15 protein-coding genes are annotated in these 19,372 nt (G+C 46.5%); 9 read left to right on the top strand and 6 right to left on the bottom strand.

Features of this window, described 5'->3' with window-relative positions; all coding sequences use genetic code 11:
• The first annotated feature begins 467 nt into the window (after positions 1–467).
• The gene (locus P2A85_RS04020) at positions 468–1,118 is read left to right on the top strand and encodes a PEP-CTERM sorting domain-containing protein (RefSeq protein WP_377477695.1); all 651 of its coding nucleotides are present in this window, start codon (positions 468–470) and stop codon (positions 1,116–1,118) included.
• Between the two features lie 60 nt (positions 1,119–1,178).
• Here the strand turns inward: P2A85_RS04020 and P2A85_RS04025 are convergent, their stop codons facing one another.
• Positions 1,179–2,324: an RNA-guided endonuclease InsQ/TnpB family protein gene (locus P2A85_RS04025; RefSeq protein ID WP_377476338.1), complete on the bottom strand. Its 1,146-nt coding sequence runs from the start codon at positions 2,322–2,324 to the stop codon at positions 1,179–1,181.
• A gap of 193 nt (positions 2,325–2,517) precedes the next feature.
• Positions 2,518–3,921, bottom strand: coding sequence for a TldD/PmbA family protein (locus P2A85_RS04030; RefSeq protein ID WP_377477697.1), 1,404 nt, complete (start codon positions 3,919–3,921; stop codon positions 2,518–2,520).
• A 278-nt stretch (positions 3,922–4,199) separates the two neighbouring features.
• Here P2A85_RS04030 and P2A85_RS04035 point away from each other — a divergent pair, with 278 nt between their 5' ends.
• Positions 4,200–5,816, top strand: coding sequence for a sensor histidine kinase (locus P2A85_RS04035; protein WP_377477699.1), 1,617 nt, complete (start codon positions 4,200–4,202; stop codon positions 5,814–5,816).
• Between the two features lie 273 nt (positions 5,817–6,089).
• Here the strand turns inward: P2A85_RS04035 and P2A85_RS04040 are convergent, their stop codons facing one another.
• A complete protein-coding gene (locus P2A85_RS04040) occupies positions 6,090–6,872 on the bottom strand; it encodes a 4'-phosphopantetheinyl transferase family protein (protein ID WP_377477701.1) in 783 nt (260 codons plus the stop codon).
• A gap of 104 nt (positions 6,873–6,976) precedes the next feature.
• On the opposite strand from P2A85_RS04040, the gene P2A85_RS04045 reads away from it, so the two are divergent.
• The 6 genes from P2A85_RS04045 (at position 6,977) to P2A85_RS04070 (ending at position 14,835) form a co-directional block, all read left to right on the top strand.
• Positions 6,977–8,104, top strand: a complete 1,128-nt coding sequence (locus P2A85_RS04045; protein WP_377477703.1) for a condensation domain-containing protein — start codon at positions 6,977–6,979, stop codon at positions 8,102–8,104.
• A gap of 149 nt (positions 8,105–8,253) precedes the next feature.
• Complete coding sequence (locus tag P2A85_RS04050; protein ID WP_377477705.1) at positions 8,254–8,865, top strand: phosphopantetheine-binding protein; 612 nt, start codon at positions 8,254–8,256, stop codon at positions 8,863–8,865.
• A gap of 116 nt (positions 8,866–8,981) precedes the next feature.
• Positions 8,982–9,413, top strand: a complete 432-nt coding sequence (locus P2A85_RS04055) for an AMP-binding protein (RefSeq protein WP_377477707.1) — start codon at positions 8,982–8,984, stop codon at positions 9,411–9,413.
• 3 nt (positions 9,414–9,416) lie between these two features.
• A complete protein-coding gene (locus tag P2A85_RS04060; RefSeq protein WP_377477709.1) occupies positions 9,417–10,877 on the top strand; it encodes a methyltransferase in 1,461 nt (486 codons plus the stop codon).
• Positions 10,878–10,890: 13 nt separating this feature from the next.
• The gene (locus tag P2A85_RS04065) at positions 10,891–11,190 is read left to right on the top strand and encodes a phosphopantetheine-binding protein (RefSeq protein WP_377477711.1); all 300 of its coding nucleotides are present in this window, start codon (positions 10,891–10,893) and stop codon (positions 11,188–11,190) included.
• Between the two features lie 45 nt (positions 11,191–11,235).
• Positions 11,236–14,835: an amino acid adenylation domain-containing protein gene (locus P2A85_RS04070; protein ID WP_377477713.1), complete on the top strand. Its 3,600-nt coding sequence runs from the start codon at positions 11,236–11,238 to the stop codon at positions 14,833–14,835.
• 349 nt (positions 14,836–15,184) lie between these two features.
• Here the strand turns inward: P2A85_RS04070 and msrA are convergent, their stop codons facing one another.
• From msrA to P2A85_RS04085, 3 genes are all read right to left on the bottom strand, one after another.
• Positions 15,185–15,655: a peptide-methionine (S)-S-oxide reductase MsrA gene (gene msrA, locus P2A85_RS04075; RefSeq protein ID WP_371120268.1), complete on the bottom strand. Its 471-nt coding sequence runs from the start codon at positions 15,653–15,655 to the stop codon at positions 15,185–15,187.
• Between the two features lie 137 nt (positions 15,656–15,792).
• Positions 15,793–17,502, bottom strand: coding sequence for a UDP-N-acetylmuramoyl-L-alanyl-D-glutamate--2,6-diaminopimelate ligase (locus tag P2A85_RS04080; RefSeq protein ID WP_377477715.1), 1,710 nt, complete (start codon positions 17,500–17,502; stop codon positions 15,793–15,795).
• 31 nt (positions 17,503–17,533) lie between these two features.
• A complete protein-coding gene (locus P2A85_RS04085) occupies positions 17,534–17,836 on the bottom strand; it encodes a glutaredoxin family protein (protein WP_377481299.1) in 303 nt (100 codons plus the stop codon).
• A gap of 220 nt (positions 17,837–18,056) precedes the next feature.
• Between P2A85_RS04085 and P2A85_RS04090 the strand changes: the two genes are divergently transcribed.
• The gene (locus tag P2A85_RS04090; RefSeq protein WP_377477716.1) at positions 18,057–19,337 is read left to right on the top strand and encodes an ATP-dependent DNA ligase; all 1,281 of its coding nucleotides are present in this window, start codon (positions 18,057–18,059) and stop codon (positions 19,335–19,337) included.
• Positions 19,338–19,372 lie beyond the last annotated feature (35 nt).

Raw genomic sequence — 19,372 nt, forward strand, 5'->3', positions numbered from 1 at the left:
TGGGTTTATGTGTATCTCGATTTAAGACAACAAAAACACGGGATCGACTACGTAATTTAACTGATAACTCAACTATTTTAAATTCTCTACGCAAGTTCCAAACCACCAATATTCTTGGCTGACAATTGATTGTAGACTCCAGTGGGCTTTAAATTGCGCCCATAACACGGTGTTTATTCGTAAGTATGAGGTAGGTGAGGACTTGCACCGGCCATCAAAAAACAAGTCGGCGAAAAACGAAGCAAAAATGAGTTGAGAATTGGGCGATCGCTAACCCGATTTAGTAGAATTTGTAAAGACTAGGTAAAGTCTTGATGAAGAATCTGTCAAAAGCGATCGGAAGTAGCAACAAAATCCAAAAACTATCTCATAATTAAATTATTACGAACATCGTCACTAAACAGCAAAAAGTTATGAACACCAAACTCCTCTCAGCTCTAACTGCCACCGCTGCTGCGACCGCTTTATTGGGTGCATCCGCTCCCGCCCAAGCCTTCTCCTTTGGCACCAACGGCATCACCTTCGGACAAAATCAAGATGTCCAATTTAATTTCAAAGAATCTCACGGGGCTTTCACTTCCTCTTTGGGCATCTACGAAGTCAACGGATTCTCACTCTCTAAAGTTGCCGACTTGTTTTCGGAAACTAAATCCTCAGACGACGGCAGCGTTAACGAATGGAAAGGAACACTCGGTAATACAGTTGTGGGTTCCGGCTCCTCAGTCTTCACCTTCCTGGCCAATAAAGTTTACACCATGGGACTCTCCAGCGATAACGGCATGGTCTACTCCACATCGGGTCTGAACCTGAACGTCGCGTCTACAGGCAGCCAGCAAGCCGTATTTGGTGCGTCATCCTCCCTGTGGAACGCACTCGGCAAAGAAACAACCTCTGAATTCCAAGCCGCTGGCTCCTACACAGATGGAATAGGTTCTCTGTTTAACGGAGGCACACTAATCTCCTTCGACGATCGCGGTGGCGGCAACGACACAGACTTCCAAGACTTCACCGTGAGCGCCGAAGCAGTCCCCGAACCAATGACAATGACTGGTTTAGCTCTCGGTTTCGGTGGCTTGATTGCCGCCCGTCGCCGTCGCGCCAGCAAAACTGTTTCCTAGTATTTACCAGTTACCTGTTGACATACTCCCCGGCGTGAACGCGCGGGGATTCTTGACACTTCACGGAGATGTGCCACAAGTGGTCTTACCTTCTCTCTGTGTCCATTTAGAGTCGTGGCAATGCCCTATCCCGACTTTGTTTATATTCTTCGCTGCATTCTCATCGCGATCGTGTTCGTTGCCGCAATTCAAGCATTGAACCGAGCGGATTTTTAAATCCAATTTTCCCCATCTAAAACCGCAATTTGAACAGATTTGACTTGTTGGTTCCCAGCGACTAATTACCCTAAACTCTCTGCCATACTTTTCAGACTGACGCTCGCATAAAGTCCTAAACTCGTACCATCCCTGTTGGCTAATCGCCCTGGCAAGTTTGCGGTTTTTGACCATACCAGACACGTTCAAATCTTCCAAAATAATCCTTTGATTCTCACTAACAACTTTGGTCGATAGTTTGTGCAGAAAGTCTTTACGAGTATCCCCAATTTGATTGTACAGTTTCGCAATCTGAATGCGAGTTTTGTTGCGGCGCTTTGAGTCTTTGGGCTGCCTTGCCAACTTGCGTTGCAGTCTGCGAATTTTTCGGTCTAACTGTTTGTAGCTTGGACTTTTAGCTGATCTTCCGTCGCTCATCACTGCAAAGGTTTTAATACCCAGATCGATGCCGATGCTGTGGTTTTTAGCTTCGACAATATCGGAATTAATCTCTACAACAAAGCTCAGGAAATAACGGTTGGCGCAGTCTTTGATTGCTGTGACACAGCTAGGGTTTGATGGCAGTTGTCTCGACCAGATAGGACTAACATTTCCGATTTTTGCCAGATAGACGGACTCACCTTTGATAGAAAAACCCGATTTGACAAAAGTTGCAGATTGACTGTTAGTCTTTTTTTTGAACCTGGGTTGACCGACTTTTTTGCCTTTCCTTTTCCCTTTTAGAGAGTCAAAATAGTTTTTGTAAGCAACATCTAATTGTTTGAGGGATTGCTGTAATGGCACGGATGATACATCGTTTAACCAGGCTCTCTCTTCTGTCTTTTTAGATAGAGTTAGAGATTTGGATAGAGTATTGTAGCCTGGATAGTTGCCTGACTTGCTTTGAGTTAAGGCATCATTCCAAACAACTCTCACGCAACCAAACAACTGCGCTAAACTTTGGCGTTGTTGAGTGGTAGGATAGAATCTGTATTGGAATCTTGCTTTCATTCTTTGTCCTTTGTTTTACTATTCCATTCTAACAGGCTCGGTAAAATCTACCAAAGAATTAAAGCCGTCCTTAAGGACGGGGTTTTCAACCCAATTTTTTGATAAATAAATTCGGAAAAATTTAATAAGCTTTGCAGGCGTGCTGATGGCAGATCAGCTCGCCTTTTGCTTTTGGAAAGCAAGACAATGGAAATTAGTCCTCAGCAGCTTCACCACCGACAACAACATTGCGAATCCGTAAACTAGGGCCGCCACAGCCCACGGGTAAACCGCTTTGTCCACCCTTCCCACAACCGCCGGATTCATCCCAATAAAAATCGTCGCCGATCGCCTCAATATCAGCTAAAGTGCTGAAAACATTACCAGAAAGAGTGACATCCCGTACTGGTTCGGCCAATTTGCCATGGCGAATCATCCAAGCTTCCCCAGCACCAAAGGTAAACATTTCACCGTTAGTCATGCCACCTTGCCAATTCCGTGCATACACACCTTCTGTGATGCCAGAAAATAAATCAGCCACCGGTGTCGTACCCCGTTCGATCCAAGTATTAGTCATGCGGACGATCGGCGGATAATGATAATCCAAACAACGAGCGTTCCCAGTCGGTACTTCTCCCAATTTGCCAGCAGTTTCGCGGGAGTGCAGCCTTCCCACTAAAGCACCATCCTTAATTAACTGAGTAGTAGTAGCCGGAGTGCCTTCATCGTCGTAGAAATAACTACCCCGGTGTCCCCCTGGTGCTGCGCCGTCAAAAATTTGCAACTCTTTTGGGCCGAATTGGCGGCCGAGGGTCATTACCTCCATGATGTCGGGATTTTCGTAGGCCATGTCAGCTTCAGAGAGGTGGCCGAAGGCTTCGTGGACGAATAATCCGGTCAGAATTGGGTCAATAACCACCGTGTAGGTGTTGCCACAGACGGGGGGTAAGGCTAGGGAATCTACGGCTCTCTGGGCGGCGCTGCGAACTTGAATATCGAGATCGGTTAAGTCTTCGTAAGCTTTGCGGGAACCGGTGGTTTCGCGGCCGGTTTGTACGGTTTCCCCGCTGCGGGCTGTGGCGGCAAAACGCATTTCCATATCTGCCCAACCTTGTTCGAGCATTGTGCCTTCGGAGGTGGCGAGGATGATGCGCTGGGTGCTGTCGCCGTAGCGGACGGAGATGGTGGCGATGCGTGGGTCAATGCTGCGCAGAATTGCCGCGTAGCGATCGCACAATTGCTTTTTTTCGATCAGGGGAACCAGACGGGGGTCTGTTCCAGTCAGCGGTAGGAAGCAAATATCTTGTACTGGGGTGACAGGTGCCAGAATTGTTTCTGACTCGCCGATCAGTTTGGCGGAGGCGATGGCTTCTTCAATTCTGTCGGCGAGGGTGGAAAGTCGGTTAAAACTAGCAAAGCCCCAGCCGCCTTTGTGACAAGCTCGAACTTGGCCGCCAATGGAAATTCCTTCACTCAGGGTTTCAATTTTTTCACCCCGCAGCAGGATGTCAGTACCTTCGGCTTCTTCTAGGCGAATTGCTAGATAATCTACCTGGTTGCGGTAGCGTGCCATTAAGTCGGACAGCAGATTTTTTGAGTCAGCAATCGAGGTGGGCATGAGGAAAGCAGGTGATTAACTGCATCTATTTTGCACTTTTGCCAGGGCGATCGGTTTAATTGAGCCAAAATATCAGCCCTAGCGCGGAGATTGCGGCTTACTTGGTACGGTTGTGCCAATATCGGGAATTGACAAAGGTAGATATGCTGTGAGTCAGGAGGGAAAGGCAAAAATTTAACGCAATTTGTTAATCCTTGTGGTGCCTCAATCCTAACTCCTGAACTTTCAAATTAAATAAATACTTCATCCTTCATGCCTCCGAAGGTGGATTTATAACTGTGAATACTTACTTTTTACCGACAATAAGCGAAATTTTAGCCGCCTCTGGCCCAGAACATGAGATCAGTTTCTGTGATGGGAAGTTGGCGGGAGAAAACAACCGCCATCGCTGTCCAGGTAGTCGCGGGGCTTCCAGGCTGAAAGCGGAACAGGAATGGTACGGTGCGATCGCCACTTTAAATCAAATGCTCGATCGACAACAACAGGAACAAAAAACTGATTCCTGCGGAACAAATTGTCCCTCAACTGTTCCGAATTCCTGCCATGGATTAGTGCTATCGGGTCCATCTTCCGTTTTAACTAACCCAGCCGTGGCTTCCGGCTTTGCCAATTGGATTTTTACCAGTATTCCCGACAACGATGCAGCTTTGTGGTCTTTTCGGACTCGACAAACTTTAGCTTTACTGCCGGCGGGTGACGTGCAAATTTCAGGCCCGGCTGCTGCGCCTGCACTGGCTTTGGCGATGGGCGATCCTTTAGCTAACGAGCAGTTTTGTTTGGTTCTCACAGCTAGTTTTAGCCTGGTGATGGTTTTAGGCGAAAATGCTCTGGGCATTCCAGCTTTTCTATTTTCTTTCGATCCCCAAGTAGTCGCGAAAGCTTGGGAAGTTTTGCGACGCAGGGTGACTGAAAGTGAAGGTTTGCTAGGAAATTTTGACGGCGCTATCAATTTAGATGTGGGTCAATTTACTGCTCATTCTACTAAATTAGATGCAATTTTTCAGCATTTTTATCCTGTGGAACCAAATTATAAAACAGTCATGCAGTTCAGTCGCTTGTTGTTGCATAATTTGCCGATTGGCAAAGAAGAAACAGGTCGATTTAAAGAGGAAAGAATTGATGATAGTTTGAGAGACAGGCATGAAAAATTACAGGGGAAGAATCTCAACTGTAAACCTCCGATTCCTCACGCTACTAAAGAGGTGGAATTGCTACAGGCGATCGCCCACGAAGTCCGCACTCCCTTGGCGACGATTCGCACTCTCACTAGATTGTTGCTGAAACGTCCCAAACTAGATGCCGTGGTAGTCAAGCGTTTGGAAATGATTGATGCCGAGTGTACCGCTCAGATCGATCGCTTCGGCTTAATTTTCCGGGCTGTAGAAATGGAAATGTCTCAAGCGAAAAATTCCGGTGTACAACTAACAGCCATGTCCCTCGGTGAAGTGCTGCTGGATAGCATTCCGCGCTGGCAAAAACAAGCAAGTCAGCGGAATCATACTTTGGAAGTAATTGTCCCGAAAAAATTGCCGACAGTAGTTAGCGATCCGACTATGTTAGACCAGGTTTTAACTGGTTTGATTGAAAATTTTACTCGCACTTTGCCATCGGGGAGTCACATTCAAGTGGGGGTAACATTGGCTGGAAATCAGTTAAAGTTGCAGTTGGAATCGGAACATTTATCTGAAGGTAATGATACCTCGACTTTTGCCACTAAGGCTAATAGTCCTTTGCGGTCGATCGGACCTTTGTTGATGGTGCAGCCAGAAACAGGAAGTTTGAGTTTAAATTTGAGCGTCACTAAGAATTTATTTCGGGCTGCTGGGGGAAAATTGGTGATTCGTCAGCGGCCCCAAAAGGGTGAGGTGATGACGGTGTTTTTGCCGCTGCAATAGGGATCGATCCTTAGTTATACCAATTCCGGTTGTATCGGAATGATTTAACCACGAAGGCGCGTTCCCCGCAGGGGTTCCCGTAGGGTAGGACGCGAAGGAAGAGAAGAGAGAGTTTAATAATTCCGATGAAGAGAGGATTTGGTATTATACCAATTTCATAAAGTTACATATCTACCCCCCCAACCCCCCCTTACTAAGGGGGGGCTTTGAACTACATCTGTAGTAGGACTTTATGAAATTGGTATTATGGGGGATGATGAGATTGTGGTTGAATTAAATTCCATCCAGTTCTAACCAATGGTGGCAAGTCAACTGTGTACCCCCTGTTTCTACAGCAATTGCTGCGAGATAATTTGGTGCAGGAATCAGCGCTTTTAAATACCATAAATTCGGTGCTGTACGCGCGGCGAAGCTATCCGGTAGGGCATCAAGCTCTACGTCCAACAGCCGTGCGGGTTCCCCTGGAGTTAGGGAAACACTAAACCGATGGAGGGGAAAGCTCAATCCGTCTCCGATCGCCTTTATGTAAGCTTCTTTGCGAGTCCAGCAATTAAAAAATGCGGCTAATTTTTCCTCGGCTGAAACTGTCTTAAATGCGGTGTTTTCTTGGGGGGAAAAAAACCGCTCAGCAATTGACTCCATCTGGGGAACGGGACGGATTTTTTCGATATCTACTCCGATGAGGCGGCTGCGAGTCAGGGCATATAAAGCTAAGCCTTGAGAGTGAGACAAGTTAAAACTAAGTGTGCTGTCCAAATTGGCGGCTATTTCTGGCTTGCCACAGGGGCCGTAACTGAACTCGACTAGGTTGGGAGCGACCTTCAAATAGCGGCTCAGGATGACTCTGAGCGCGCCTCTGCCAACGATAAAATGGTTTTTGTCTCGATCGAACCTAAAGCGTTCTGCCCTCTGTAATTCGCTATCACAGAGGGTTTGTGCTAAGTTTTGGATCTGGGATGGGGGTCGATCGAGATTAACGCGCCAGATATGAATGTCTGTGCTCGATATTGTTAAGTCTGCGGCTGCGCTTTCCCAGATGCGATCGGCATCTCCCATCAATCTTTACCTCCTGTCGGGCAATTTTTACCATAACTTGTTATGCTTAGATAACTTTATCAGGAGTTAGGCACCTCGATAGTGCTATTTTAGCAATAAAACCGATGAGTGAAATTGGGGACGAGGGACACCAACTCAAGATTTCCGAAGCAGCAGAAGTGTTCGTATTTCCGGCATCTTTTGCCCAGCAGCGGTTGTGGTTTCTCGACCAATTATCGCCGAACAATCCTTTTTACAACGTGACAACTGCACTGCGCTTGACTGGTGCCCTCGATCGAGATTGTCTGGAAAGGGCGATCGGGGAAATTGTGCACAGACATGAAGTTTTGCGGACCACTTTTGCAGCGGTAGACGGGCAGCCCATACAAGTAATTTCTCCCACTTGCAAGTTTGTTTTAAATATAGCTGATTTGCGAACATTTCCCCCAGAACTACGGGAATTAGAAGCCATTAAATTAGCTCAATTAGAGGCGGAAATACCTTTTGATTTATCGGTGTCACCGCTGCTGCGTGCGGTGCTGATTTGTTTGTCGGAAACTGAGCATATTATATCAATAAATATGCACCATATTGTAGCCGATGATTGGTCGATCGGAGTTTTGATTCGGAAACTGGAAATTATCTATACAGCCTTGGTTGGCGATCGACCTTCGCAACTGCCGGAATTGCCGCTGCAATATGCCGATTTTTCCGAATGGCAGCGCCAATGTTTGCAGGGGGAAGTATTAGAAAATCAGTTAGTTTATTGGCGGCAGCAGTTGGCGGGTATTCAGGCGCTGAATTTGCCAGTCGATCGACCTAAATTAGCCGCCCAAAGCTACCGGGGTGCTACGGAATTTTTTGAGCTAGCGCCACACCTGGGCAGTGAATTGAAAGGGCTGGCCCAGCGAGAAGGTGCGACTTTGTTTATGACTTTGCTAGCAGCATTTCAAGTTTTGCTGTCCCGCTATTCGCAGCAGTTGGATATTGCAGTGGGCAGTCCGATCGCCAACCGTAACCGCAGCGAAATTGAAGGGTTAATCGGTTTTTTTGTCAATACTTTAGTGCTGCGAAGTGACTTATCGGGAAACCCGACTTTTCGAGAATTTTTAAACCGAGTTCGGGAAGTAACGATGTCGGCTTACGCCTGCCAAGATGTGCCTTTCGAGCAACTGGTGGAGGAATTGCAGCCGCAGCGTTATTTGCATCAAAATCCGCTGTTTCAGAGGGCTATCTCAACCGTCCAGATTTAACAGCAGAAAAATTTATTCCCAATCCTGTTACTACCAATTCTGAGTTAGGAGAATCCACTAATTTAAAACTTTATAAAACTGGCGATTTAGCCCGCTATCTTCCCGATGGAAATATCGAATTTTTAGGGCGCATTGACAGTCAGGTAAAGATGCGCGGATACCGCATCGAGTTGGGAGAAATTGAAGCAGTGCTGAAGCAGTATCCGGGAGTGAAAGCTGCGGCGGTAATTGTGCGGGAAGATGTGCCGGGAGACAGGTATTTGGCGGCTTATGTGGTGGTTGAGGGGATTAATTACAAACTGCGATCGCCTAATTTGCGGAAATTTTTGCAACAGAAACTGCCGGGGTATATGGTGCCAAAAACTTGGACGGTGCTGGAATCCCTGCCGCTGACTCCTAACGGCAAAGTCGATCGCGCGGTGTTACTTAAGATAGATGCAGAAACGGGCGATATTCAAGCAAATTATGTAGCGCCTAGGACAGAAGTAGAACAAGTGCTGACTAAAATTTGGGTTCAAGTTTTGGGAAAAAAGCAAGTAAGTGTGGGTGATAATTTCTTTGAATTGGGCGGGCATTCGCTGCTAGCAACTCAGTTAATTTCCCGCATCCGAGATGCTTTTAAAATCGAATTGTCTGTCAGAAATTTGTTTGAGACACCGACGGTGGAGAGTCTGGCAAAATATATTGAAACTGTGTGTTGGGCGGCGAAAAATCAACAAATTTCACAGCCTACAGATGTGAGAGAAGATTTGGAATTTTGAGCGGACACACCGATTATTTGCTGTATTTTGCGTTTGATGAGCTGTTATATCAATTCCGGTTGTATCGGAATGATTTAACCGCGAAGGCGCTCATGACGCGAAGGAAGAGAAGAGAGATGAATACAGATCGCACATCGCAAATTGCCGGCATTGCTTTCGATGCTTTCGGTTGGGAAATCTGGCCCGCTTTGGCAGCAGGTGCTAGCATTTACTTGGCTGAGGATGAAATTAGAATCTCGCCCGATCGCCTGCGGGAATGGCTGCTATCAAATCAAATCACTGTTAGCTTTGTGCCGACACCTTTAGCCGAACAACTTTTGCTGTTAGATTGGCCGCTGAATTCTGCGCTGCGAATTTTGCTAACAGGAGGCGACAAACTCCGCCAGTATCCGTCAGCCAAGCATCCTTTTCAAGTAGTGAATAATTACAGTCCGACTGAGAATACTGTTGTGGCAACTTCTGGTATAATTCCGGTGAGGGAGGAGGCAGATACAGCACCGGCGATCGGACGGGCGATCGCCAACGTTCAAGTGTATGTATTGGACTAGCATTTGCAGCCCGTACCTGTTGGCGTTGCTGGCGAATTGTACCTCGGTGGCTGCGGAGTTGCTAGGGGCTATCTCAACAGGCCAGAATTAACTGAAGAAAAATTTATTCCCAATCCTTTTGCTGTCAACTCTGAGCTACAAGCACCAATAAAACCTTCCCAACTATACAAAACAGGCGATTTAGTTCGCTACCGCAATGATGGCAATCTGGAGTTTTTAGGCAGGTGCGACGAACAAGTGAAAATTCGGGGTTTCCGCATCGAATTAGGAGAAATTGAATCAGTATTGGCTCAGCATCCAGCGGTGCTGCAAACTGTAGTTACAGCTTGCCCCGATGGGAAGGGAGAAAAACATTTAGTGGCTTATATTGCCCTGAATCCTGAATGTAATATTGCCGAAACAACCGAAATTCAGCAATTGCAGGCGGAGCAAGTTTTGCAGTGGCAAATGCTGTACGGTGAAACTTACAAACAACCTGCGATCGACACAGATCCAACTTTTAATATTACAGGCTGGAATAGCAGTTACACCGGAGAGCCCATCCCCCCGGAACAAGTCCGCCAGTGGGCGCACAATCAAGCCGCCAAAATTTTGAAATTGCAACCGGATCGAGTATTAGAAATCGGTTGCGGTACGGGTTTGCTGCTGTTCCAAATTGCCCCGCACTGCACCCAGTATTGCGGCACGGACTTTTCCCCGCAGTCGATCGATTATATTCAGCAGCATTTGGGCGATCGCGACTTGGCGAATGTAACGCTGCTGCACAAAATGGCCTCGGACTTTGAGGGCATAGAAACAGCAGCATTTGATGCCATAATTCTCAATTCTGTAGTCCAGTATTTTCCGAGCATTGACTATCTTTTGCAAGTGATTGAAGGTGCTGTCAAAGCCACCATTCCCGGTGGCTATATTTTCATCGGCGACGTGCGGAGTTTGCCTTTATTGACAGCATTTCATACAGCAGTGGAGTTGTATCGCTCGCCCCCTGCTACAACTGTCCAACAGTTGCAGCAGCGAGTACAAATGCAGATTTTTCAAGAAACAGAATTAGTCATTGAACCGGATTTTTTCAAAGCATTAAAACACCGATTTCCGCAAATCGATGACGTAGAAATTGAACTGCTTCGGGGCGAATTTCACAATGAGTTAACTCAGTTTCGTTATAATGCAATTCTGCATTTTGCCAGTGAAATCGAACCCCCCAACTCCCCTGACGAAGCGGGGCGATGGGGGGGCAACCACGGGGGGATTGCCCCTACGGAAAACCAGAATTTGGTAGGGGCGGTGCCCCCGTGCCCGCCCCGCCCACGGGGATTTTCAAACGGAAGATTTGACGGCGGCCAAAGTGCGCCAGATTTTAGTGGAAAATCAACCGGATATTTTCAGGATTTCCCACGTACCAAACCCGCGAGTTGCAGCAGCGGTTCAGGCGGCCGAATGGCTGTCAAATTCAGAGAAATTTAAAACAGTATTTCAGTTGCAAAAAGCTTTGCAACAACTTCCCAATTTAGGAATTGAACCGGAAATATGGTATGCTTTAGATGTACCCTATACTGTGTTAGCAACTCAGCTTGTTTCTAGAGTGCGCGATGCTTGCGGGGTGGAGTTGCCTTTGCGCTGCGTGTTTGAAGCGCCGACTATTGCAGGATTGTCTGAATTTGTCGATCGTTTGAAACAGAATAATTCTCAAATTAAAGGTCCGGCTTTAGTACCAGTTTCGCGCGATAATCGCCGCGTGAAGCTGTCATCGCTGAACATAGAAAGTAAAGAAAAGTAAGCGCGATAGCTTATGCTTGCTGTAGACTGATTGATGAGGGAATTTATGAATGCAGATGAACTATTCAATCGCGAAACAGAAGTCTTTGTCTTCCCCGCATCTTTTGCCCAGCAGCGGCTGTGGTTTCTCCATCGCCTCGCGCCGGGAAATCCTTTCTACAATGTCTCAACCGCCCTCCGGTTGACAGGTTCCCTCAACTCGATCGCCTTAGAACAAACATTCAACGAAATTGTCCGCCGCCACGAAATTCTGCGGACAACTTTTGCAGTGGTAGCAGGGGAACTGTCGCAAATCATTGCCTCAGAATTAACTCTATCTCTTCCCAAAATAGACTTGCAAAATATCCCGCAAACCCAGCAAAAAACCGCCGTCAAGCAGCGGGCAATTGCCGAATCGCAGCTACCGTTCGATTTAGCAAAAGGCCCGCTGTTGAGGGTACAACTGCTGCAATTGAGCGCGGCAGAATATGTACTTTTGCTGAATTTCCATCACATTGTTGCTGATGGTTGGTCGATCGCCGTTTTGATTCGGGAACTAACATCGCTGTACAAAGCTTTTGCCAAAAACCAGGTTTCTGGGCTGCCAGAAATTCCCATTCAGTACGCCGATTTTGCAGAATGGCAGCACCAATGGTTGCAGGGTGAAGTATTAGAAACTCAACTCGCTTATTGGCGGCAGCAGTTGACCAATATTCAGCCGTTAAATTTGCCAGTCGATCGCCCCAGACCTCCCGTTCCCAGCTATCGTGGCGCGCGAGAATTTCTGGCGCTGTCCCCCACTTTGAGCGATCGCTTAAATTTGTTAAGCAAGCAACAAAATGTGACTTTGTTTGTAACTTTGCTGGCTGCATTTCAAACCTTGCTTTACCGCTACACCGGGCAAGAAAATATTGCCCTAGGAACCCCCATCGCCAACCGCAACCGCAGGGAATTAGAAGGGTTAATTGGCTTTTTTGTCAATACTTTAGTTTTGCGGACTGACTTATCGGGAAACCCAATTTTTCTGGAATTGTTGAATCGGGCGAAACAGGTGACAGTATCAGCTTACGCACACCAAGATTTGCCTTTTGAAAAGCTAGTAGAAGCGCTGGAACCCGATCGCGATTTGAGCCGCAATCCCTTATTTCAAATTAGTTTCAGCCTGCAAAACACGCCCGCAGCAGCCCTAGAATTGCCCGAACTAACTTGGAGCGCGATCGACTTTGAGGCGGGTACTGCCAAGCTCGATTTAGAGTTTAATTTGTGGGAAGATTTTGCTGGCATTAAAGGGCAACTCACCTACAGTACCGATTTATTTGACAGTGGCACGATCGCCCGAATGTTAGAACACTTTCAAACGCTGTTAGAAAGCATAGTTACCAATCCCAACCAACGGCTTTCTGACTTGCCCATTCTCACCGCAGCCTCGCGCCATCAAATACTTGTAGAATTCAACCGCAATTTATCGCAAAATATACCCCGCCTCCCTCCCCTTTGTCAAGAAAACGAGCCAGAATCGAGTAACATTGCACTGTGTTTCCATCAATTATTTGAGCTGCAAGTAGAACGATCGCCCGACGCGATCGCCCTAGTCTTTGAAAACCAGCATTTAACCTACCGCCAACTCAACACCAAAGCCAACCAAATCGCCCATTACTTGCAGCAATTGGGAGTTAGGCCCGAAGTTTTAGTCGGCATTTGTATGGATCGCTGCTTAGATGCGATCGCCGGATTATTAGGCATTCTCAAAGCAGGCGGAGCCTATGTACCTTTAGATCCAAATTATCCCCAAGAACGCCTTAACTTCATGTTAGAAGATGCTCGCACACCCATCTTGCTAACCGCTCAGCAGCACTTACCGCGTTTTACCCCCAAAGTTTGCCAAATCCCGAATCTCGCTGCAATTTGCCTCGATCGCGATTCGGAAGCGATCGCCCGACAAAGCCCGCAAAATCCCACCAGCCCAGTAACCGTTGACAATCTCGCTTACGTCATCTACACTTCAGGTTCCACCGGAAAACCAAAAGGCGTTTTAATCGAACACAAAGGACTGTCAAATTTAGCACAAGCTCAAATCGAAACTTTTAAATTACAGCCAAATCACCGCGTTTTGCAGTTTGCATCCCTCAGTTTTGATGCCTCAATCTTTGAAATAGTCCTCGCTTTGCGATCGGGAGCAACCCTTTACTTAGTCAACCAAGAATCTCGATTACCAGGCAAGCCTTTAATCGATTTTTTGCGCGACAATGCTATTAGCCACGTTACCCTTCCGCCTGCGGTTTTAAAAATGTTGCCCACCACCCAACTTGCCGCCCTGCAAACTATCATTTGTGCGGGTGAATCTTGCACGCCGGAGCTTGTTAAAAGCTGGGGTAAAAACCGCCAATTTTTTAATGCTTACGGACTAACGGAAGTGACTGTGTGGGCAAGTATTAGCGAAATTACCGAGAGTCAAAAAATCTCGATTGGTCGCCCAATTCCTCACACTCAAATTTATATTTTAGACCAAAATTTGCAGCCAGTGCCGATCGGCATTCCGGGCGAAATTCACATCAGCGGCTTGGGAGTGGCTAGAGGATACCTCAACCGATCGCACTTAACACCACAGCGCTTTATTCCCAATCCTTTGAGCGATAAAGATAAAGTGCCAATGTACAAAACAGGCGATTTAGCTCGCTACCTTCCCGACGGCAACATCGAATTTTTAGGCCGCATTGACGAACAGGTAAAAGTGCGGGGTTTCCGCATCGAATTGGGTGAAATTGAAGCGGTATTGAGACAGCATCCGGGAGTGAAAGAAACTTGCGCGATCGCCTGCAACGACTCATCGGGAAATCAGCACCTAATTGCTTATGTTGTTCCGAAAAATCCGCGACTCAACCCTCTCGAACTCCGCAATTTATGCAAAGCACAACTGCCACCATACATGATGCCGAATGCTTTTCAAATTATCGATAATTTGCCCCTAACTCCCAACGCCGAGTTAGGAAGAGACCAACCGTTTTACGCGCTGCAACCGCGAGGAATTGAAGGAGAAAATTCTCCCTTAACTAGCATTGAAGATATGGCAGCTTTTTACATCGCCGCAGTGCGTGAAGTGCAGCCCCAAGGACCGTATTTTTTAGGAGGTTGGTCTTTTGGAGGTTTAGTGGCTTTTGAGATGGCTCAACAGTTGCAAAAAGCGGGCGATACAGTGGCTTTGCTCGCCATACTCGACACTTTAGCACCCATTCCGGCAAATCAAATTTCTTTTTGGGATGGCTGCAAGTTTCTGCTGACAACCGCGCTGGGATCGGTTTGGCCTTTTCTCTTAGATTATTTTCGCTTGCTGGCTGCTGCGGATAACTTTTCGGGTAAAAGTTTAATTAGGAGAATTGCTCAACTAAATCAAGTGATTCAGCCGATATTTAGGGTGTTTCAAGCTAACAGCAAAGCAACTCTGGCTTACGCGCCACCAACTTACGACAATCAGATTACTCTCGTGCGATCGACCTCACAAACCACCACGAGCGATCGGGATTTTACCCTCGGCTGGAACCAACTTACTACCGACAAAGTAGAAGTGATTAGAGTCCCCGGAAATCACTTAACTATGCTCAGAACACCCTACGTTCAAGTCCTCGCCCAACAGCTAAAACAATATTTTATATCAATTCCGGTCAATTAGAGATAATAAAAATGGTTGCTAACTACAAACGATTTTTACGGTGGTATATTGTCGAGCCATGATATAATATCGCCTTTGCTTCAATTAATTAAATTGGAGTTTAGACTAAGCAGGTCAAAAAGTGCGATCGCGAGCGAGACTAGCGAACAGTTCTCAAGAACGGCATCAGCCTTAGCTGAGTAAATTTGTGCTTAGTCTAAACTCCAAAATGGTACTCTCAGATTTATTAAAAAGTCGGGGATCGGAATATATTAATTTTATTCCTAATTCCTGATTCCTACCGTCAATTATATCAATTACATCGGTGTTCAAGCTGTATTAGGGCGCGATCGCCCCAATTTCAATCGCCTCATGTCTGCCAACTTAAACGCCGTTTTTTATCGAGATACTGCTGGTGATAATCTTCAGCCATATAAAACTCACCAGCAGGTTGAATTTCCGTAGCAATATCTTTATCGTATTTCCCCGATAGTTGCAGCTTGTGTTTGGACAAGCGCGCCGCTTTTTCTTGTTCTAAATTGTGATAAAAAATCACCGACCTGTACTGTTCTCCCCGATCGGGCCCTTGGCGGTTGATTTGAGTAGGATCGTGACAGTTCCAGAAGACATTGAGCAATGCTTCGTAACTTACCACAGAGCGATCGAACTCTACCTGCACGGCCTCAGCGTGACCCGTAATTCTCGCACAAACATCGAGGTAACAGGGATGTGGCCAATGACCGCCCGTATAGCCCGCCCAAGTCGATAACACCCCCTGCACCGATCGAAACTTGTCTTCAACCCCCCAAAAACAACCCGCTGCAAACGTAGCTTTTTCCATGGTGCTGCCCGCAGAAACTTTAATCTTTATCATAATTGCTGGTTTATTATATTTTTTTTGTTAAGTATGACTCGTGATTTATTGCTGTTGAGATGCCAGACTTCTTAAATAAATCTGGCATCTGGGTATGTTTTTAACTAGCTGCTAACCCCATTCATTCTTTCTTTGAGAGCATTTCGGGCTTGTTCTCGATCGTCAAAATGAACTTTTTCAGTACCCAAAATCTGATAATCTTCGTGTCCCTTACCCGCAATCAGCACGCCATCTCCGGGTTTAGCATCCATAATCGCAGTGCGAATTGCAGCAGCTCGATCGCACTGGACGATGGGCTTGACCTCCGGTCCAATTCCTGCTAGGATATCCTCCAAAATCCGCTGAGGAACTTCAGTGCGCGGATTGTCGGAAGTAACAACAGCTAAGTCTGCCAACTCTGCCACGATTTTACCCATTTTTGGACGCTTAGTGCGATCGCGATCGCCACCGCAACCAAACACACAAATCATCTGACCCGGAATAAACGGCCGCGAAGCCTTCAACAAGTTCTCCAAACTATCAGGAGTGTGCGCGTAATCGACAATTACACTAATATCTTGGTCGGCACTTATTTGCACCCGTTCCATCCGTCCCGGAACTCCCACAAATTCCGATAATTTCTCTACAATTGCCGACAAATCTAAACCCAACTCCAAAGCAGCACCAACAGCAGCCAACATATTTGATAAATTGAATTGACCAACCAAAGGCAAAACAAAAGCAGTTTTTCCTTTAGGAGTATGCAAGACTCCTTTAACGCCGTTGGGCTGATATTGCAAATCATCAGCATACAAATCAGCGGTTTTATCGCTAGTGCTGTAACTCCAAACTTGCTCAGACTTGAGACTTTGGATGATTCGCCTTCCGTAGGCATCATCAATATTCACAACCGCCCGACCTTTGAGATAATCTGGACTGAATAAAATCGATTTTGCATTAAAGTAATCTTCCATATCGCTATGGAAATCAAGATGGTCTTGAGTCAAGTTGGTAAACACGGCAACATCAAAATTACAGCCCAAAACTCGCTGCTGTACCAAAGCATGAGAACTGACTTCCATTACTGCATATTTGCATCCAGCACTAACAGATTCTGCTAATTCTTTTTGCAGATCCACAGCAAAAGGTGTGGTGTAAAGTGCCGTTTTTTCATAGCCAGGCCAGCGAGTATAAAGCGTGCCGAAAATCGCCGCAGGTAACTGCATTTGATTCAGCAAAAATTCGATTAAATGAGTAGTTGTAGTTTTGCCATTAGTACCCGTAACACCAACCAGTTTCAATTGGCTAGCAGGACTACCGTAAAATGCCGTTGCTATTTGACCGCAAACTTGAGCCATATCCCCTGCTGGAATCACACAGGGAACATCTTCTAGCCCCCCCTGGCTGGAGGGCTGAGGGGGTATTTTCGACCTTTCTAGCCCCCCCTGGCTGGAGGGCTGAGGGGGTATTTTCGACCTTTCTAGCCCCCCCTGGCTGGAGGGCTGAGGGGGTATTTTCGACCTTTCTAGCCCCCCCTGGCTGGAGGGCTGAGGGGGTATTTTCGACCTTTCTAGCCCCCCCTTGCCAAGGGGGGGTTGGGGGGGTATTTTTTGGGCGGCTGAGGTGGAAATTATGGCAGCTACAGCACCAGCTTCGATCGCACTAGGCCAAAAATCTCCCCCATCTACCCGCGTTCCCGGCATTCCCAAAAACAAATCCCCCGACTTACAAGCGTGGGAATTAGTCGATAAACCCTTAACTTCCGCATCGAGGGCGGGATGTTGCAAGTCAAAAGAAATGCTGGGAACCGCTGCTAATAATTCTTTCAATTTCATGTCAATCACTCCTCATTAAACTGTGTTGAATCTATTTTGAGCCATCGCTTTGTAAATATTTCTGTAACATTTGCTCCAATTGTGCGACTGTGCAGCGCGGAGAAGGACGGGGTAATTGTTCTAGGGGCGAGGATGCAACATCGGCAGAATTGCTTACGAGAGGGTGCACTTTAAACAAAACAGGCACTTCGTACTGGTAAGCTTGAAACCAGTCATCATGTTGGGTAATATCTCGCACTTCCAATTGAAACTTGATGCTTTCAATCTGTTCCAGTTTTTCTTGCAACCCTTCGCACAAGTGGCATCCTGGTTTACTGTACAAAATCAATTTCATCATCTACCACAATTAGACTCGATCTTAAATTTTAAAACCCGCGATCGCAAATTGGCTAACTACACTTAGCAATCCGCCAAGCCCAGCATGATTAATGTGAGTGTACGATCGAGTCTATCTTAGCATTTTTACTGACACCCTAATGTTTCTTGCTATAAACTTGACTAATTAATCATTTTTTTGTATAGTGTAGTAAGTAGCCCTACAAACAGGAGGCAGTATGAACTGCACCGAATACGTCGAAGCCAAACGAAAAGCAGCTAAAAAAATCAGTGCCGACATTCGAGAACGCTGGAACAATCGCATCGTTAAGCGAGAATTACACTTGATGGGTGAAGCGGGGGCCCTACAATATTTAGCTGATTACGGGCGCGGTATTGGTACGGCGAAAGTGATTAGTTTTGCACTCTGTGCGGAGTCGGAAGGATATCCAGACATGGCGATGGGATTTTGGAAAAAAGCTTTTGAATTGGAAACTGGACAACAGCCACTCGCTCTCAAGGAAGAACCCAATGCTACCACCAATCTCGTTGCCAACGCCAAATCAAATTCCGCCCCCAAAATAGAAACAACTGTCAACAATCCCATAATTGCCCAATTACCGCCACACTTACAGCCGGGAAAAGTTGTGACAATGCAGCCGGTAGACGCACCGAATGCACGTTCTTATTACATCGAAAATTCAGATTATTGGGGACAGCCAAAACGCGACGGCAATCGAGTAGTCGCGATCGCCACTCCAGACAAAGTATACTACCAATCGCGATCGACAAACCTACGCCAACAGCCATCCATTGAAATAGAGCAAGCATTAATTGACACAGCAACTAAAATAGGCATCTTTGTTTTAGACGGCGAACTATATTACAAAAGCTGTACCGGCAGCGAACACCGCACAGGCTCCCAAGCTGCTACAGTTAATATAGAAAGAGGTTTTCCCACCCTGGCACCCTCGGCAATTTATGCTATTTTTAAATGTTTGTTTTTCCAAGGAAATGACCTAACTCCGTTGCCGGAATCAACACGAATTGCTGCGGGAGTAGAAATTGGCGAAATGCTGGTGAATTTATCTAAAGAATTTGAAATTGTACCGACCTTTCGCACCGCCACCGAAAAACTTTTACTAGCAAATCAGCAAGAATCGGAAAATAAAGAAGGCGAAGTGTGGGTTTTGCATAACTGCCCCTATGTAGGGGGAAAAGATATCAAAAAATTCCCCATGGTGAGGACAAAATATTGTCTGGAATTCGAGCTGTGGATTGTGGGGTTAACACCGACAAAAGTTGCGGGAAGACCCTTTAGTGCGATCGAAGTAGCTCAAGAAAATCAGGGCAAATTAGTGCCAATGGGAGCAGTCGGAACCGGGTTTAGCGCCACAGAAATGCAGGAAATTAGCCGACTCTATGAGGCGAATCCCAAAAACGTCAAAATAAAAGTGCGATCGCAAGGTTTGACAGAGAGTGGCAAACTGTGGCACGCCAGATTTTTGGAGTTATGTTAACAGAAGCTTTTATAGGGTATACGCTCCTACTTTCA

Source organism: Microcoleus anatoxicus, from assembly GCF_042465725.1.
GTDB lineage: Bacteria > Cyanobacteriota > Cyanobacteriia > Cyanobacteriales > Microcoleaceae > Microcoleus > Microcoleus anatoxicus.

Bases quoted from the DNA above. Each gene is read 5' to 3' on its own strand.
- P2A85_RS04040 (WP_377477701.1), bottom strand. From the start codon at position 6,872: ATGGGAGATGCCGATCGCATCTGGGAAAGCGCAGCCGCAGACTTAACA.
- P2A85_RS04080 (WP_377477715.1), bottom strand. From the start codon at position 17,502: ATGAAATTGAAAGAATTATTAGCAGCGGTTCCCAGCATTTCTTTTGAC.
- P2A85_RS04055 (WP_377477707.1), top strand. From the start codon at position 8,982: ATGAATACAGATCGCACATCGCAAATTGCCGGCATTGCTTTCGATGCT.
- P2A85_RS04085 (WP_377481299.1), bottom strand. From the start codon at position 17,836: ATGAAATTGATTTTGTACAGTAAACCAGGATGCCACTTGTGCGAAGGG.
- P2A85_RS04070 (WP_377477713.1), top strand. From the start codon at position 11,236: ATGAATGCAGATGAACTATTCAATCGCGAAACAGAAGTCTTTGTCTTC.
- P2A85_RS04050 (WP_377477705.1), top strand. From the start codon at position 8,254: ATGCGCGGATACCGCATCGAGTTGGGAGAAATTGAAGCAGTGCTGAAG.
- P2A85_RS04025 (WP_377476338.1), bottom strand. From the start codon at position 2,324: ATGAAAGCAAGATTCCAATACAGATTCTATCCTACCACTCAACAACGC.
- P2A85_RS04030 (WP_377477697.1), bottom strand. From the start codon at position 3,921: ATGCCCACCTCGATTGCTGACTCAAAAAATCTGCTGTCCGACTTAATG.
- P2A85_RS04045 (WP_377477703.1), top strand. From the start codon at position 6,977: ATGAGTGAAATTGGGGACGAGGGACACCAACTCAAGATTTCCGAAGCA.
- P2A85_RS04090 (WP_377477716.1), top strand. From the start codon at position 18,057: ATGAACTGCACCGAATACGTCGAAGCCAAACGAAAAGCAGCTAAAAAA.
- msrA (WP_371120268.1), bottom strand. From the start codon at position 15,655: ATGGAAAAAGCTACGTTTGCAGCGGGTTGTTTTTGGGGGGTTGAAGAC.